The sequence below is a fragment of the Undibacterium pigrum genome (assembly GCF_003201815.1).
GTDB classification, from domain to species: Bacteria; Pseudomonadota; Gammaproteobacteria; order Burkholderiales; family Burkholderiaceae_D; genus Undibacterium; species Undibacterium pigrum.
Genome location: NZ_QJKB01000014.1, coordinates 36936 through 52848, shown reverse-complemented (window position 1 = coordinate 52848; position 15913 = coordinate 36936). Strand labels below are relative to the sequence as shown.

Here is a 15913-nt window from a genome sequence, read left to right as displayed (position 1 = left end):
GTGATGACGGAGGTGACTACGGCAGTGACAGCGGGCTATACCGATACCGGGACCAGCAGCAATACAGTAGACCAGGCCCTGCATTTATTGCAGACTATCTTCGGCTACCCGGCTTTCCGTTCCCAGCAGGGGCAAATCGTTGAGCATGTCGTCAATGGCGGCGATGCCCTGGTGCTGATGCCAACTGGCGGTGGTAAGTCCCTGTGCTACCAGATACCGGCCCTGCTGCGCAATGGCGTAGGTATCGTCGTATCACCACTGATCGCCCTCATGCAAGATCAGGTCGATGCCCTGGCCGAGGTGGGTGTGCGTGCTGCCTTCCTGAATTCTACCCAGAGCTTTGATGAAATCCTGGCAGTGGAAAAGAAGATGCGCGAGGGCGATATCGATCTGGTGTATATCGCACCAGAACGCCTGCTGACCCAGCGCTGCCTAGAGCTGCTGCAAGTCGTCAACATTGCCTTGTTTGCGATAGATGAGGCGCATTGCGTCTCGCAATGGGGCCATGATTTCCGTCCTGAATACATCAAGCTGTCGGCCCTGCATGAGCGTTTTCCTAACGTACCGCGCATTGCCCTGACAGCCACGGCTGACCAGCAAACCCGAGATGAAATCATCCACAGGCTACAGCTGGAAAACGCGATGCAGTTCGTGTCGTCTTTTGACCGCCCGAATATCCGCTACCAGATCGTCGAAAAGGCCAATGGCCGCAAGCAATTGCTGGACTTCATTACTGCCCAGCACAGTGGCGATGCGGGCATCGTGTATTGCCTGTCGCGTAAAAAAGTAGAAGAAACAGCCGAGTTCCTGAATGAAAACGGCATCACTTCCCTGCCCTACCATGCAGGTATGGACCTGGCAGACCGCAGCCGTAACCAGGCGCGCTTCCTGCGTGAAGATGGCATCGTCATGTGCGCCACCATCGCCTTTGGTATGGGCATAGACAAACCCGATGTACGCTTTGTCGCCCATCTGGATTTACCAAAAAGCATAGAAGGCTATTACCAGGAAACTGGCCGTGCAGGCCGCGATGGTGCCAGCGCGAATGCCTGGATGGCTTATGGCTTGCAGGATGTGGTGCAACAGCGCCGCATGATCGATGAGTCAGAAGCCAATGAGACTTACAAGCGGGTGCAAAGCGTCAAGCTCGACGCCATGCTCACGCTATGCGAAACCCTGAATTGCCGCCGCGTCCACATCCTCGATTATTTTGGCCAGAAGGCTGAACCCTGCGGCAATTGCGATACCTGCATGAGCCCACCGGTTTCTTTTGACGGCAGTGTAGCGGCACAAAAGATACTGTCCACAGTCTATCGTGTCGACCAGCGTTTTGCGGCTGGCCACGTCATTGATATCTTGCGTGGCATAGATACTGAACGTGTACAGCAATGGCGGCATGACAAACTGTCTACCTATGGCATAGGTTCAGACAAAAGCGAAGCCGAATGGCGCGCCCTGTTGCGCCAGTTGATCGCCCTCGGCCTGGTCGCTGTCGATTATGAAAACTATAGTTCACTGAAACTGACTGAAGCCTCCCGTGCAGTATTGCGTGGCGAAATCAAGGTACAACTACGCCAGTACAAAAAAGCCGAAAAAGCCGTCAAGCACAAACGTCAGTCAGCAAAAGACTTTGCTGAATCCGATCTCGACAACAAAGCCCAGAGCGTTTTCGACAAGCTGCGCTGGTGGCGTGTCGAAACGGCGCGCACCCACAATGTGCCAGCCTACGTCATCTTCCCCGACGCCACTCTGCGCGAAATCGCCCGCCAGCAGCCTGCTACGCTGACATCTTTACGCGCCATCTCTGGCGTGGGTGACAAGAAACTGGAAAGCTATGGCAAGGAAATTATCAGTCTGATTGAGGAATTGCAGGCTTAAAAGCTGGTTTTGCTCCTGCCCCCTGCTTCTGAATTTCAGTCAAATTGAGGCTGATTGTCTTTACAGGCAGCCCCTCTCGTGCCTGTCCGCCATTTATTTCCTGAATCCTGGCTGTTTGTTGTGGCTGGATTTTATTTTGATGGGTTTTATTTTGATGAGTCTTATTTTGGTTACTCAACCAAATATTCATTGCATTTGAATGAAACATCATCTACATTCTCATTATTGGTTATTCAACCAATAAAATCCCATCAATTCTATAGAGGCACTCCGCAGCTATCATGAATTCTCAAATCGTACTCACAAAAGACGAGCTTGCCGCTACACCGTCAGCCAGCAACATAGTTGGCAATCGTGGCCGGACTATCACGCTGCTGGTGTTTCTTACCTTGCTCAATATCCTGAACTTTGCGGACCGCTTCCTGATACAGGGCTTTGCGGTCGACATGATCCGTGACCTGCATTTGAGTAATCTGGAATTCACTTTGCTGACAGGCTTTGTCTTCACCACCTTTTACACAGTCATGGGCTTGTTTATGGGTGCGCTGGCCGACAGAGTCCACAGGCCGCGCCTGATCGCTTTCGGTATTTTTAGCTGGAGTGCGCTGACCGCAGCCACTGGTTTTGCCAATAATTTCATGCAACTGGGGCTGGTACGCATGTTCACCGGCGTGGGTGAGGCGGTCCTGACGCCTGCTGCATTGGGCATACTGGGGGACAGGTTCAAGCAGCATCAGCGGGCCTTCGCTGCAGGCTTTTACTATCTGGGTGCACCTATAGGCATAGGTGCGGCTTTCATCATCGCTGGCACCTTGGGGACGGTGGTAGGCTGGCGTAACTGTTTTTTCATTTTGGGTGCAATCGGCGTGGTATTGACTGGTTTTCTGTTTTTGCTGCGCGAGCCACGTAATGAACAACAAATACAGCACGCTGCCAGCAAACGCCCTGTTACGGCAGTGTTTGCAGAAATTCGTCTGGCCTTGCGGGCATCGCCCGCCTTATGCCTGCTCATACTCGGTGGTGTGCTGGTGATTTTTGCCCAGGGTGCATTTGTGCTGGACCAGGTATGGCTGGTGCAGGAAAAACATCTTGGTCGCCAGCATGCACAGCAACTGGCAGGCATCATGTTCATCGCCGGAGGTGTGCTGGGTTCATTGTTGGGTGGTTATCTGGCTGATCTGCTGCAGGCTCATCGCGCGGGAGGTCGCTTATGGTTTCTGGCGCTGATTTATTTGCTGGGTGTACCAGTGGGCTATATCTACCGCCTGCTGGATACCACGGGCATGGCATTTTACATCTGCATGTTCATAGGCAGGATGATGATTACCATAGGCTATGGTCCCCTATTCGCCTGTCTGCAAGACCTGGTGCCAGTACAGTTAAGCTCGACCATGACAGCCTTCATGATCTTGTGCATGACCCTGTTTGGTACTTCGCTGGGCAACCTTGCCGTAGGTGTATTGGCAGATGTGTTCAGGACCGCTGGCTACGACACACCCATCACGCTGGCCGTGATGGTGGGCATGGCCCCGTGGTTACTGGCGATACCCTGTTTTGTGATGGCGGCACGGATGATGGAAACAAGTGTGGCCAAGAGCTTTGCTGGTGACGTCGCCGTTTGAGTGGCTAATTGAGCTCAGCCAGTATGGCATCAATCTTCATCTTGGCGTCACGAATGACAGCCAGTTTGGCCTGCGTCTCACTGGCAGCCTTGAACGAGCCGCTGAATTGCTGGGCGATTTCCAGGCCTTCAGCACCATACTTTTGTACTTCACCACTGGCTGACCAGTGTCCATCAGGTCTTGGGAAGGCAATTACAAAAATGTCATAATTCTTGTAATGCATGGTCGGCGTTCGCTCTATTGTTTTTGCTTGCAGTCTGCTATTCATACAACCTCCTGATCAGGCATGTCTGCACATAGCAAAAATGAAGGGGGATTATGTCTTGTGCAAGTGCCTGGCGATGAAGACCGGTGAAGGATTTCACCAGTCTGTAATGATGTGATTGGGTGACGATGTTTTGTCTGGTTTATGTCTGATACGCAAACTTTACCCAGTATTTTAGTACTCAATTAGTACTCAATTAGTACTCAAAAACCGCCAGCACTCTGACACCCCTGTGTGCTGCACCGCGCAGGCGTAATGCAGCTTTGTCGCTTAAACGGTATTCCAGCCAGATACGGTCGTTACCGGTAGGGGAATAACGAAAACCGAATTTCGACAGGGTATCGGCTTTTTCCTGTTTACCAGGTACTGCGGCTGCCTGGTTGTAGTACTCTTTTGTCACACGTGCATACATGCCCTGACCATTTGAATTTTGAGAGTTTCCGGCCCGGCCAGCGAGCAGGGGGTCGGCTGGTGCTGGCGCAGGTACGGCTGCAGGTGCACTATCGGCTTGTGCATTTTCAGCTACCGTCGTACTGAGATGCGTCACCGACTCTTTTGGCGTACTCAAGGTCTGTTCTGTTTTATCTTCACCGGCCAGTTGCCTGACTTCATAGGCACAGGCATATTGTGTGAACATGAGCAGGCCGCAAATGATCAAGCCTAATTGATGGAAGTGATGCGCGTTCATGATTATCTCTTCAAGAAAAATGAAGTCATCAAGACCATGGCCAGTATTCCATACAAAATGAATTGTGGCGTATTCATGATCATCCCCTTATTTTGCCGCTGGTGAACCAACTATTAATTTTCAACCAGGTTCAAATGCCCTGGCAACTTGGAATATGAACGGCCTTGCGGCAACTCTATCCTGATATGTGCATATTCCCATTCCACTTCATTCGCTTCTGCTGCAGCCTTGGCGGTACGCAATGCAACCAGAAACCATTGTTGTGCCGGTGCTTTATTGATGCCTATGACTATCATGATCTTACCCATGCAAAGATTGATTTATAAATTTGTATTTTTATTTATTCTTTTATTTCATCTTCTCGTACTGTCTGACACTGCCTGACACTGCTATATTCAAACTCTATCCCAGTGCCTTTTCCAGGGCCACCTTGTTCATGCCTGAGCGCCCCTTGATATTCTTCTTCCTTGCCTCCTGATACAGCTGCGCATAAGTACGGCCCGCTGCACCGCTATGCGACCTCAGCCCGCCCCGCCTCCCTGCAGGCATGTCCTGCAGGGAGGTTTTGCTTGCTGTCTTGCTTTCACCGTGCTGTGCTCTTTCTTTGTTAACGGTACGGGCAGCAATTTCTGCAGCCAGATCGGGCTTACGGCCACTTTTTACCAAGCCATCCTTGATATGCTTGAATTGGCGCTCGCGTTTTACGCTCCAATGTGCTTGTGGCATCGTCAACTCCTTGTTTATCTTCTTGTTAAACATGGCTTTGTTCGTCCTGCATCCATGACTGCATAGTAGTCGCCCGCCGTAAAGAACAAAATCGGACGATGACGATAGTTGCGTAAGACTACGCTGACGAGCTTGCTGTAGTGCAGCCCATCAATGTTTGCATGCTGGCATCAGGTAAAATGGCTCTCACGGGCGCGTTTCTTATTTACAGGCCCGTTTACCCATAAATCCGGAGCAAAGCATGTCCCGTACTGAACGCCTGTTACAACTGATGCAAATCCTGCGCAGGCATCGTTTTCCTGTCAGCGGAGCGGCATTGTCGCAAGAACTGGGGATCAGTCTGCGCAGCCTGTACCGGGATATCGCCACCCTGCAAGGCCAGGGTGCAAAAATTGCTGGCGAAGCTGGCATAGGCTATGTCTTGCAGCCCGGTTTTACCCTGCCACCTTTGATGTTCAGTGAAGAAGAGATCGCCGCAATAGCCCTGGGATCACGCTGGGTGGCAGAACAGGCAGATCACAAGCTGGCCATGGCAGCCCGCGATGCACTGGCAAAAATCGCCGCCGTTTTGCCCGCAGAAGCGCGACTGGAACTGGAAGGCAGCGGTTTGCTGATAGGCCCCGGCAACAGTAATGCTAGCAATGGCAACAGCGCCAGTGATGAACAATTGCGCCAGATACGCCAGGCCATACGCAAGCAGAATAAACTGGTGCTGGAATATCAGGATGAAACCGGTGCAGCCAGCCTGCGCACCATCTGGCCTTGCGCCCTGGGCTTCTTTGACAAGCTGCGCGTCATCGTCGCCTGGTGTGAATTACGCAAGGACTTCCGCCATTTCCGTACTGACCGCATACAAAGTCTTGAGGTGACAGATGCGACATATCCCGGGTCAAGGCAGGCTTTATTGAAGGAATGGCGTGTACAGCAGGGGATCAGGGCTGAGGCTTAGATTGCTGGCTTTCTATTCCAGGTCTGCAATCCTTGATGGAAGTACCATTTTCCTGACGACATACCCATGCAAAGCCAGCATTTTTAAAACTTGCACACTACTCAGCTTCAGCATCCCTTGTATTTCCGTTTGCTGCAAATTGCCTTGAGCCGGTTTTTTGCTTCCTGGTCACCTTGTCCTGCTGCTGCGGAATACCAGACACTCGCTTCATCCAGATTCACGGCATGTTTAGCCAGGCCAAATTCATACACATTAGCAAGCAAACGTCGCCCGGTCATGTCACCACGATTTGCACTTAGCTCAAACCAGTAGACAGCTTTTTCTTCATTTTTTTCCAGGCCACCGCTACCGTCCATATGCATCAATCCCATTTTGGCGGCAGCATAAGGATGCCCTTTTTCTGCAGCTTGCTTGATCAATCTGATGGCCTCGCTCATGTCTTGCCCAACGCCCAGGCCATTCTCGTACATGTAGGCCATCCTGACTTCAGCATGTCCCTGATCTTTGTCCGCAGCTTTCCTGTACCACTGCAAGGCCTGGGCCGGGTCTTTTTCTCCAGAGGCACCAAACAAAAAGTATTCGCCCATCTCTATCTGTGCCTGCACGCTTCCCAGGTTGGCTGCCTTTAAGCGCCAGAAATGTGCCAATTGCTCATCCTTATTGACCTTATAACCCGCAGAAAATATCTCCGTTAGCAACTCAGCTGCTTCTACGCTTCCTGCTGCACCAGCATTTGCGAGGTAGCGAATCGCAAGATCGACATTTTCCTGGGTTTTATGACGACCATAAAACAGGTCCTTGCCAACTTCCAGCAATTCTTCAGGTTTTCTCCCAGAATTACGTAATTCAGTGCTGGCATAATTTTCTTGCTTGGCTCTGGTTTCTTGTCTATCACTTTCCTGCATTAAAGCGACAAAAATCAGTGTCAGCACCAGCACAATCAACAAAACTACTGTTTCAAGTTTCCGGATAAAAAACACTGGTTTTTCAGGCAAAGGCTCGTAAGACGGCTGTTCATTTTCAAGCGACTGCTCATAAACCCTATACCATTCAATGACATTTGCCTTGCTCGTTACCAGCCAGATCCAGTGGGGATAAGCTTGCTCCAGATGTCGCAAGCTTCCAAAGTGCGCTAGAAAAAACTCTTTGCCCGGATACCCCCATCGACGGGCCTTGATCAGCAATGCTTTTTTTGATGCATACTGCTGTTGGTCCAGTTTATTGAATTCGGCAAGTTCGGATAGAGCCAGTTCAAGTTTATCACCAGCCTCTCCAAGCGCCATTAAACGCCGGATGTCATGTTGCCAGTTGAAGTAATTAACAGCAGCGTCAAACAAATCACCATTACCTGGTTGCCATCCTTCCAGCAGATAACATGCTACTTGCTGTTCAAAAAAGTGTCTTGCCTGCATGCCAGACAGACGCTTGTCTTCCAGGGCATTAAGCAAACTTAATTCTGCAATATCATCGTCACCGGGATTTTTTCGCAAGGTATCGAGCATGACAGTAAAAACAGCTTGTGCAAGTTGCCCGGGTGATTCATGTCCTGCGATTGGTGCCAGGTCTGGCTCAATTCTGTCGCTTGCAAATCGCGATAAGTCTCCCGACTCATCATTGCGTGCTGCTAACGTGTCAGCATCCATGGCTTGATGTTGGGCGCCATCAGCATACTCATTTTTCAGGGAAGGAGATGGTTCCTCAGCTAGCTGCGCAGAAAAAGTTTCAACAGATGTGACGGTGCCTTGTCGTTGAGGCTGAATGGCTTTATTTTCGAGCCAAACCATCGCCTCTTCATATGCATCACGCAGGGACTGAAAGCCTTCAAGATCGCTTTCCTGATTGATAAGTTTCAATTGGCGTGCATAGACACGCTTGACTGCACGCTCATCTGCATCAGCTGGCAAATCATATCGAACAAAAAAATCTGGCAACTCACCCATGAAAATTCATTTTTCCTTGGTCACGACAGAAATCGTACTGACGCTTGCAGGCGCTGGCTTGCATTCTGCAAAATCCTGTTTCTTGCACAAGCGCATCAAACTTTTTTCAGCATCCTTGTCACCATGGTCACGCGCCTTGCCATACCATTTCGCAGCTTCAGCCAGATTGATCTTATAGCTTCCCAATCCCTGTTCATGAACCAGGCCAAAATAACGTTCACCGACACGGTCGCCGTGTTTGGCGCTTAATGAAAACCAGTTGGCTGATTTGACTGCATCCCGCGCAAAGCCATATTCTCCGCGCAAATGAAACTGCCCCATCAGGGATTCGGAATGGGCAAAGCCTTTTTCGGCTGAAGCATGGACGAGACGCGCTGCAACTGCCTTGTCTGCCTTTATTCCGTAACCTCGGTCTATCATATAGGCCAGCTTGAACTGCCCCCTTGCATCCCCCTGGTCTGCGGCTTTCTTGTAATGTTGCAGGGCTTCCTTGTAATTGGGCTTGCCGTCCAGGCCATCCATCAGGAGATCACCGACGATGACGCTGGCTTGCGTATGACCGAGTTCAGCAGCCCTCAGGAACCAGGCATACTGTCTTTGCTTGTCTGCAGGCACAAATTTTCCATCACGGTACACCCAGCCCAGACGGTAAGCAGCTTCACTGCTATCATCCCCTGCCGCACTTTCCAGAGCGCGCACAGCCTGCTTTAAATTTTCTTTCATGTTCCAGTTCATGGACAGCAATCTCTCTGCCTTCATGACCCTCTGTTGCGGCGTCAAACTGCGGTCAGTTTTTTCCAGGACAAACGACATCCCGTCGGTAGGCTTGAGCGTCCCTGGATCATAGCTTGGTGTTGACCTGTCCTTGTTGGAAAACATGCCCATCAGCACAACAAAGGCAATAACTATCCAATAGCCAGGATGCGCATTGCTTTCTTCTTTTTGCGGAAATGCCCGCTGATCACCAATGGGATTGCGGGTCTGGATTTCTTCTGCATCTGCAGACCACTGGGCGAGATTTTCCTTGCTGGTTACCAGCAGCAACCAGGAAAGATAGGTATCCTGCATATGTCTCAGCAAACCCAGGTTCGTTTTCAGGTATTGCTGACTGGGAGATTTTTCTTTTCTGATTTTTTTAATCAAAACCCAAAGTTTTTCGCGGGCTTTTTTATCTTTGCGATAAAACTCTGCAGCGTCACCCAGGGCACGATCAATAACGTGGCCAGGTCTGCCCAATTGCAACAGGCGCAGACGATCTTTTTCCCAGCCAAAACTTTGTACCGCCACATCAAACAACTCGCCATTTCCTGGCTGCCAGCCCTGCAACAGGTATTCTGCCAGCAGGCCTTCAAAGAGCAGGCGTGTTTCCATATGAAACAGGCGCGTATCGTCGAGCAAGGCTGCCAGGTTTTTCCCGGCGAAATCCTCATCATCACCAACTTCACTATGCAGACGCATTGCATCCAGCATTTCATCGAAGATTTTCTTTGCAACTTGCGCCGGATTGATCGCTGTTTCTGTGCTTCGAACGACTGCTTCTTGCTGTGTAGTGGCACTTGAAGCAGGATCCTCTCCTTGCACAGGCATGGCCGCATCAACTTCGTCCTGCAGAAAAATCTCATCTGCCACTGCCACGTCCGGTGGTGCCTGAGTTTTTTCAGTTTCTGTGGCTGGCTCAGCTACGCCATCATCATGCTCTTCCTGCGGCATTTCCTCTATCTGGAATTGCCACTGAAACTGTTCCCTGTACTTCAACCAGTTAAGCGCGGCCTCATAGGCATCCCGCAAATCCTGAAAGCCCTGGAGATCATTTTCCTGATCTATCTGCTTCAGTTTCCGTGCATAAGCACGTTTGACATCACGCTCATCAGCGTCTGCACTTAACTGATTTTCAATGAAAAATAGGGGTAGATTACGCATGGAAATATAGTGTAGGTGTAGCAAGTGTCTGATCTGTAGGGTTCGTACCGGTAGTGCTGCTTGTATTGCCCGTGCGAGTTGTGCTGGTTTTATTCTTTATCGCTCCGGCGGCAGACATTGCGCCACCAGAGCCAAATTAAACCGGAGGAACTTATGTATCGCTACAATCCGGATAAGTACCCGACTGGCACAGACTTTTCAATTTCTTGCGGGCTTCTGCATCGCCTTGTCTTGCTGCCCGACCATACCAGTTTGCTGCAGCATTGAGGTCTTTGTTGTAACCACCCAGACCTTTTTCATGGATGAGCCCATACATGCGCTGGCCCAGTACATCATTCTGGCGGGCGCTTAACATGAACCAGTAGGCCGCCTTTTCAGTGCTGACCTGGGTGCCATACAAACCACTCATGCGTATCATGCCCAGCTCGCTTTGTGCCAGGGGCTGCCCTTTTTCTGCGGCAGAGGCAATCAGCTCCAGTGCGCGTTGCTTGTCTTTTTTCACACCTGTGCCGTCTGCATACAGATGGGCCAGCTTGATCTGTGCCAGGCTTTGCCCGGATGCGGCTGCCTTGCTGTACCAGCGTATTGCAGCACCCAGGTCCTTGTTGACGCCGCGCCCTTCAAAATAATAATCAGCCACCAGGACGGCTGCTTCCAGATGTCCCTGTTCCGCTGCCTTGATATACCAATTGAGTGCCTTGGTTTCGTCTGGCCCGGACTGCCTGCCTTCGCGATAAAACCAGCCCAGTTGATAGGAAGCTTTGGCATAACCTTCTTCTGACAATTGCACCAGTTCATACAGCGGCTTTTGCAGCTTTTCTTCTTTATTACTGACACGGCTCAATTCACGGATGGCAGCATCAAACCTGGCTGCAGTCGTTTTTGGCACAGGCTGCTGGACTACTGCCTCGGGTGGTATCACTGTTTTGGCATCATGCACGATCAATTGCACGATAACCAGGACAACTACACATAAAAAGGCTGGCAGATAGTAGCGGCCAAAAGGCCAGTGCCTGGCGCGCAAGGCGGTGAAGAAGCCTGTTTTTCCAGCAGTTCCGTCATCCTCACCAGGTACAGAAAATGTACCGCCACTGCCTGGCTCCACCTTGTTGCGTGCCTCAATTTCAGCGGCTTCTTTGAGTGCCTTTGCCCGGGCTATCTCTTGTAGCGCATCGTATTGCGCTTTCCAGATGAGGAAATTATCCTTGCTGGTCACCATCCATATCCAGACCGGATACAACTCGTCGAGCACCAGCAGTTTTTTAAAATTGGCTTCCAGGTAGCTATTGCCCGGATTTTTTTCCTGCCTTAGTTTTTTCAGCAGCTCCCATTGTGCTTTATGCACCCTGGCTGGTCTTTCGAGGAAAGCCTGCATCTCCTTGCAGGCACGTTCCAGCACATGGCCAGGACGGCCCAGGCTCAACAGGCGGCGTCTGTCCCTGGCCCAGTTAAAGATGTCAAAGGCTGCATTGAACAGCTCACCGTTACCATGTCGCCAGCCTCTGGAAAGGTGAGCCGCCACCAGGGTTTCAAAGGCGTAACGCGCATCACTGCTACCCAGGCGCGGGTCGTTCATGGCTAGTTGCAAATGTTTTTCTGCATAGCCTTCTTCGTCAGCACACTTGCGCATTGCCATGAGCATTTCGGCAAACACACGCTCTGCCTTGCTGGCAGCCAGCTGGCCGTCATTGTCCGGCAAGGTCTGCGTTGCGGCCTCTGACGCGCTTGCTGACGCTGTCGCATCTGGCGCTGATGCTGACTTCCCTGCATCTATATCTGGAGCCTGCTTTGGTGGTGCCAGCGGGCGCACTGGCTCTGGCCAGCGTATGGCCTCAAAGGCAGCCATATCTTCTGCAGCTGCTTGCCCTGCCGATGGCATTGCCGACTCAGCAACTACCTCTTGTTGCGGGGCCGGGGTCTTGTCTTCGCTACTTGCTTCAGCAGCCTGCTGTGCTGCTGCGTAAGCCTGGCTCAGCCTGCCGCTGTCTCTATACCTGATCCATTCTTGCGCTTCTTCATAGGCTTCACGCAAAGCCTGAAAGCCAGGAAGATCTATTTCCTGGTCTATCTTTTTCAGTTGTTTTGCATAAGCGCGCTTGACGGAGCGTTCATCAGCATCGGGAGGTAGACCGTACTGTTGAAAAAACGGCGGAATATATACCATGATTCAATTCACAAACATCTGCTGCCCGCTTTAATTCGGCTGCGGGTCAAAATCCGAATGCAGGTGGCTATCGCTCTCTATGGAATTGAGCATGTCGGAAAACTTGTTTTTGGCCGGATTGATCAGGCGCGGGTTTTGCGTTTCCAGCACACCTTCAAACTCGGCTATCTGCACACTCAGCCAGGAGCGCACTTCACCACGCACCTGCTGGTAAATACGGTCAGCCCTGGCAAGCAGGGTACGCATTTCCAGCGTGTCGCGCGGATGCATCTTGATTTTTTCCAGCTCGGCAAAACGCTGCCTGATCTCTTCTTCGCTGAGCATGCCAGGGTTGCCTTCAATGATAAGCACATGGCTTTCAGTGCTATTGTTGACATTGGCTCTTACCTCAAGCAGGCCATTGACATCATAGGTAAAGCGCACATCGACAGCCTTCTCTTCGTTGCCGTCCGGCTGCAGGGGAACATCAAGCTGGCCAAGCAGGATATTGTCCTTGACCAGGCGTGACTCACCCTGAAAAACGCGTAACTGCACGCTGGTCTGGCGCGCATCCACAGCACGATAATGGCCAACGCGGCTGACCGGCACTGCCGTATTGCGCTCAATGACAGGCGAGAAATGGCCATCAGAAGACTTGCCGTCGGCCAGGCGCATACATACTTCAACACCCAGGGAGTAAGGCGCCACGTCGGTCATGACCACTTCTTCCAGGGCGGCATCCTTCATCTTCAGGCCAGCCTGCACGGCAGCGCCGAGAGCCACGACTTCATCCGGATTGATTTCACTGGTAGGGAAACGGCCAAACATCAGCGTCACCAGACGCTTGATGACGGGCATGCGGGTGGCACCGCCCGCCAGCACGATGCTGTCGAGTTCGTTGGCGCGGATATTGGTATCACGCAGGGCACGCTCCACCGGTTCGCGCATACGCTTGAGCAAGGGGGCGCAGAGTTTGTCCAGGGCTTCTTCGTCAATGTCCATGCTGAGGTCATTGCCATCGAGCTGGATTTGTACTTTGGCTTGCTGGCCCGCGGACAAGTTGCGCTTGGCCGTCTCAGCCGAGGCACCCAGCCTTTGCATGAACATGGGATTATTGCGCAGGCTGGTGGCAAGCTTGTTACGCTGGAAGAACAGGTCAACGATGGCGCTGGTCACATCTTCACCACCGAGATAATTGTCACCGGCAGAAGCGCGAACTTCCATCACGCCTTCAAACAATTCAAGGATGGAAACGTCAAAAGTACCACCACCCAGATCAAACACCAGGAAGCGGCTTTCACTATTTAACTGGTGCATGCCATAAGCCAGCGCCGCCGCGCTGGGTTCATTGAGCAAGCGCTCGACTTTGAGACCGGCGAGCAGGCCCGCAGTACGCGTGGCCTTGCGCTGGGCATCAGAAAAATAAGCGGGTACCGTGATCACGGCTTCAGTGACTGCTTCCCCCAGAAAAGCTTCGGCATCGGCCTTCAATGATTTTAAAACCAGCGCTGACAGTTCTTCAGCGCGGAAATCTTTTTGCCCGAGTCTGACTTTCTTGTCGCTGCCCATATAGCGCTTGAATACCGCTGCTGTACGTTCAGGATGGGTCTGCAGGCGTTCTTTGGCAGCCTTGCCGACCAGAACACTGCCGTCTTCATCAATACTGACGCAGGACGGGGTAAGCATATCCCCCAGGCCATTTGGCACCAGCTGGGACTTGCCATCCTTCCAGACTGCAACCAGACTATTTGTTGTTCCCAAATCAATACCGATGATCATGCTGACACTACTCCCACGCTTATTCCAAGCTCAAAACAAATAAAATGTCATAACATAAACCAAAACAGGTGTTTTTTGCGCTTTGCAGCAAAAATAATTTGCTTTTGCTGCAAACCTATTGACCTCATACCCTTGAGTGCAGGGTGAAATCATCAGAAATGGCGTGGACAGACAAGGATCGAGACTGAGCTCTACAACTGTATTGCCGTAAAAGCGAATTGCAGCGAGGAATGCATATTTGCCGCCGCCGCTGATTTCGGTTTTATAATTGGCATGAGATAAGCTCAGTCCACACACCGATATTAAGAACAAAAAGATGAAAGCAAAGACGGACACCACAACAGACACAATCAAGTCCGCCAGCAAAGAACAGCGCCGTTTGCAGATGGCTGATATTGCCAGGCTGGCGGGTGTTTCGACCTCAACGGTGTCACGCGCCCTGAGTGGCAGCACGCTGGTCAATGATGAAACCCGTCAACGCATTGCCGAACTGGCACGCTCGCTCAAATATTCCATCAATATCGACGCCCGTAATTTGCGCCTCAAGCAGACACGCACGATTGCCGTGGTAGTGCCCTTTGATTCTGAAACCCGCCAGCATTTGTCTGACCCTTTTTTCCTCGGCATCTTGGGCAGTCTCGCCGATGCATTGACAGACCGTGGTTTTGACATGTTGTTGTCACGCATCGATGCAGAACATCTCGATAATGCCGCGCAGATTTTTGATACTGGCCGGGTGCTGGGTGTGATCCTGATAGGCCAGTGGCGACATCATGACCAGTTGAACCAGTTAGCGGCGCGCCATGTGCCCATCGTGGTATGGGGGGCGCAATTGCCGCAGCAATTGTATGTGACCGTCGGTAGCGATAATGTCACTGGCGGGCAAAAAGCCACTGAGCACCTGCTGCAAAGCGGGCGCAAGCGCATTGCCTTTTTTGGAGACACGCAATTGCCTGAAGTGGCGCAACGCTACGAGGGGTATTGCAAGGCGCTGGCGCAGCATGGCATTGCCCTTGATGAAAAACTGGTCGTGCCTGCTTCATTCATAGAAGAAGGTGGCAAACTGGCAGTGGCAGAACTGTGCAACCGCAAAATCAGCTTCGATGCCCTGTTTGCCTGCAGTGATTTGCTGGCCATGACCAGCATTAACAGCCTGCGCGAGAAAAATTACCGTGTACCGGATGACGTGGCCGTGGTTGGCTATGACGACATAGAACTGGCGCGCTATTTTCACCCGCCCTTGACGACGGTGCGTCAGCCCATGGCACAGGCAGGCCTGGCGCTGGTCGATGCCTTGTTATCCCTGACAGAAGATGGCAATAGCGAGGCAAGATTATTACCTACAGAACTGATGGTCAGGGCGAGCAGTGTTTGACTGCAACGCCAGACACGTCCTGCGGGATAGGACAAGCATGGATTATTTGCATTGCAGACAATCTATGCAACCGATTGCAATATATTTAAAAAATTTGAAGTATTCCTACAGAAAACTCAAAGACCCCTCCTGATTTTCATTGTGCATCGCAGCATTTAGAATGCCCGCCCAGTCTGCCTGTTGCTTGCAAAATACATGCGGTGACTGCCATTTTCTTTCCGCCTAAGAAGATAAAAATACGATAGATTGCTAACCAGATTTCATAGGACGCAATCCTTTGCGTCAGAATCCACCCTCCTCATCTTCGTGCACGCCTGAAATTTACCCAAAAAGAAATATTGCACCACTTTATTGCACCGCATCTTTGCAATCGATTGCAATAAAATCCGGTTTACCAGATAATTATCTTCACCTGCACTACAAAAGATCTTCAACAGCGTTTGCCTTGGCAAACCAGGGATCGCAAAAAAAAGCGCCATAGAGTACGACTGCTGATTGCAATGCCAACAGCCTGAACGTCCAAAGAGCGCGGCGAAAATTGTTGGAGGTCTTTTGTGACTGACACGGCATCACCGCTACCGGCGTGATGCCTGTGCTCAGGCAACAAGGTAAGAGACATGCATGCACA

General features: G+C 51.3%; 13 protein-coding genes. 4 read left to right on the top strand and 9 right to left on the bottom strand.

Annotated features, from left to right (window positions below; genetic code table 11):
- The first annotated feature begins 3 nt into the window (after positions 1-3).
- Entirely contained in the window at positions 4-1878 is a 1875-nt protein-coding gene (gene recQ / locus DFR42_RS25360) for a DNA helicase RecQ (protein ID WP_110257860.1), read from the top strand.
- Here the strand turns inward: recQ and DFR42_RS25355 are convergent.
- Positions 1850-2086 (bottom strand): hypothetical protein, encoded by a 237-nt coding sequence (locus tag DFR42_RS25355; protein ID WP_211324420.1) that lies wholly within the window; start codon positions 2084-2086, stop codon positions 1850-1852. The two genes, recQ and DFR42_RS25355, sit on opposite strands and share 29 nt — an antisense overlap.
- Before the next feature lie 73 nt (positions 2087-2159).
- On the opposite strand from DFR42_RS25355, the gene DFR42_RS25350 reads away from it, so the two are divergent.
- The gene (locus tag DFR42_RS25350; RefSeq protein ID WP_110257858.1) at positions 2160-3500 is read left to right on the top strand and encodes an MFS transporter; all 1341 of its coding nucleotides are present in this window, start codon (positions 2160-2162) and stop codon (positions 3498-3500) included.
- Positions 3501-3504: 4 nt separating this feature from the next.
- Here the strand turns inward: DFR42_RS25350 and DFR42_RS25345 are convergent, their stop codons facing one another.
- The 4 genes from DFR42_RS25345 to DFR42_RS25330 all read right to left on the bottom strand — a co-directional run bounded on the left by DFR42_RS25345 (position 3505) and on the right by DFR42_RS25330 (position 5179).
- Positions 3505-3768 carry a hypothetical protein gene (locus tag DFR42_RS25345; protein WP_110257857.1) on the bottom strand — a complete coding sequence of 88 codons (264 nt, stop codon included), beginning with the start codon at positions 3766-3768 and terminating at the stop codon, positions 3505-3507.
- A 193-nt stretch (positions 3769-3961) separates the two neighbouring features.
- Positions 3962-4453 (bottom strand): hypothetical protein, encoded by a 492-nt coding sequence (locus DFR42_RS25340; protein WP_110257856.1) that lies wholly within the window; start codon positions 4451-4453, stop codon positions 3962-3964.
- Between the two features lie 113 nt (positions 4454-4566).
- Positions 4567-4761: a hypothetical protein gene (locus tag DFR42_RS25335; RefSeq protein ID WP_110257855.1), complete on the bottom strand. Its 195-nt coding sequence runs from the start codon at positions 4759-4761 to the stop codon at positions 4567-4569.
- 94 nt (positions 4762-4855) lie between these two features.
- A complete protein-coding gene (locus DFR42_RS25330; RefSeq protein ID WP_110257854.1) occupies positions 4856-5179 on the bottom strand; it encodes a plasmid stabilization protein in 324 nt (107 codons plus the stop codon).
- 241 nt (positions 5180-5420) lie between these two features.
- Here DFR42_RS25330 and DFR42_RS25325 point away from each other — a divergent pair, with 241 nt between their 5' ends.
- Positions 5421-6128: a helix-turn-helix transcriptional regulator gene (locus tag DFR42_RS25325; RefSeq protein ID WP_110257853.1), complete on the top strand. Its 708-nt coding sequence runs from the start codon at positions 5421-5423 to the stop codon at positions 6126-6128.
- A gap of 107 nt (positions 6129-6235) precedes the next feature.
- Here DFR42_RS25325 and DFR42_RS25320 read toward each other — a convergent pair whose 3' ends face one another.
- From DFR42_RS25320 to DFR42_RS25305, 4 genes are all read right to left on the bottom strand, one after another.
- Positions 6236-8068, bottom strand: coding sequence for a tetratricopeptide repeat protein (locus DFR42_RS25320; RefSeq protein WP_110257852.1), 1833 nt, complete (start codon positions 8066-8068; stop codon positions 6236-6238).
- 6 nt (positions 8069-8074) lie between these two features.
- Positions 8075-9988, bottom strand: coding sequence for a tetratricopeptide repeat protein (locus tag DFR42_RS25315; protein ID WP_110257851.1), 1914 nt, complete (start codon positions 9986-9988; stop codon positions 8075-8077).
- 151 nt (positions 9989-10139) lie between these two features.
- Positions 10140-12152 carry a tetratricopeptide repeat protein gene (locus tag DFR42_RS25310; RefSeq protein ID WP_110257850.1) on the bottom strand — a complete coding sequence of 671 codons (2013 nt, stop codon included), beginning with the start codon at positions 12150-12152 and terminating at the stop codon, positions 10140-10142.
- 30 nt (positions 12153-12182) lie between these two features.
- Positions 12183-13910: a molecular chaperone HscC gene (locus DFR42_RS25305; RefSeq protein ID WP_110257849.1), complete on the bottom strand. Its 1728-nt coding sequence runs from the start codon at positions 13908-13910 to the stop codon at positions 12183-12185.
- Positions 13911-14226: 316 nt separating this feature from the next.
- On the opposite strand from DFR42_RS25305, the gene DFR42_RS25295 reads away from it, so the two are divergent.
- Positions 14227-15285, top strand: coding sequence for a LacI family DNA-binding transcriptional regulator (locus DFR42_RS25295; RefSeq protein WP_245937089.1), 1059 nt, complete (start codon positions 14227-14229; stop codon positions 15283-15285).
- Positions 15286-15913 lie beyond the last annotated feature (628 nt).

Coding starts and splice junctions, on each gene's coding strand:
- DFR42_RS25355 (WP_211324420.1), bottom strand. CDS start 2,086: ATGTTTCATTCAAATGCAATGAATATTTGGTTGAGTAACCAAAATAAG.
- DFR42_RS25295 (WP_245937089.1), top strand. CDS start 14,227: ATGAAAGCAAAGACGGACACCACAACAGACACAATCAAGTCCGCCAGC.
- DFR42_RS25315 (WP_110257851.1), bottom strand. CDS start 9,988: ATGCGTAATCTACCCCTATTTTTCATTGAAAATCAGTTAAGTGCAGAC.
- DFR42_RS25330 (WP_110257854.1), bottom strand. CDS start 5,179: ATGCCACAAGCACATTGGAGCGTAAAACGCGAGCGCCAATTCAAGCAT.
- DFR42_RS25325 (WP_110257853.1), top strand. CDS start 5,421: ATGTCCCGTACTGAACGCCTGTTACAACTGATGCAAATCCTGCGCAGG.
- DFR42_RS25340 (WP_110257856.1), bottom strand. CDS start 4,453: ATGAACGCGCATCACTTCCATCAATTAGGCTTGATCATTTGCGGCCTG.
- DFR42_RS25345 (WP_110257857.1), bottom strand. CDS start 3,768: ATGAATAGCAGACTGCAAGCAAAAACAATAGAGCGAACGCCGACCATG.
- DFR42_RS25310 (WP_110257850.1), bottom strand. CDS start 12,152: ATGGTATATATTCCGCCGTTTTTTCAACAGTACGGTCTACCTCCCGAT.
- recQ (WP_110257860.1), top strand. CDS start 4: ATGACGGAGGTGACTACGGCAGTGACAGCGGGCTATACCGATACCGGG.
- DFR42_RS25350 (WP_110257858.1), top strand. CDS start 2,160: ATGAATTCTCAAATCGTACTCACAAAAGACGAGCTTGCCGCTACACCG.
- DFR42_RS25335 (WP_110257855.1), bottom strand. CDS start 4,761: ATGGGTAAGATCATGATAGTCATAGGCATCAATAAAGCACCGGCACAA.
- DFR42_RS25320 (WP_110257852.1), bottom strand. CDS start 8,068: ATGGGTGAGTTGCCAGATTTTTTTGTTCGATATGATTTGCCAGCTGAT.
- DFR42_RS25305 (WP_110257849.1), bottom strand. CDS start 13,910: ATGATCATCGGTATTGATTTGGGAACAACAAATAGTCTGGTTGCAGTC.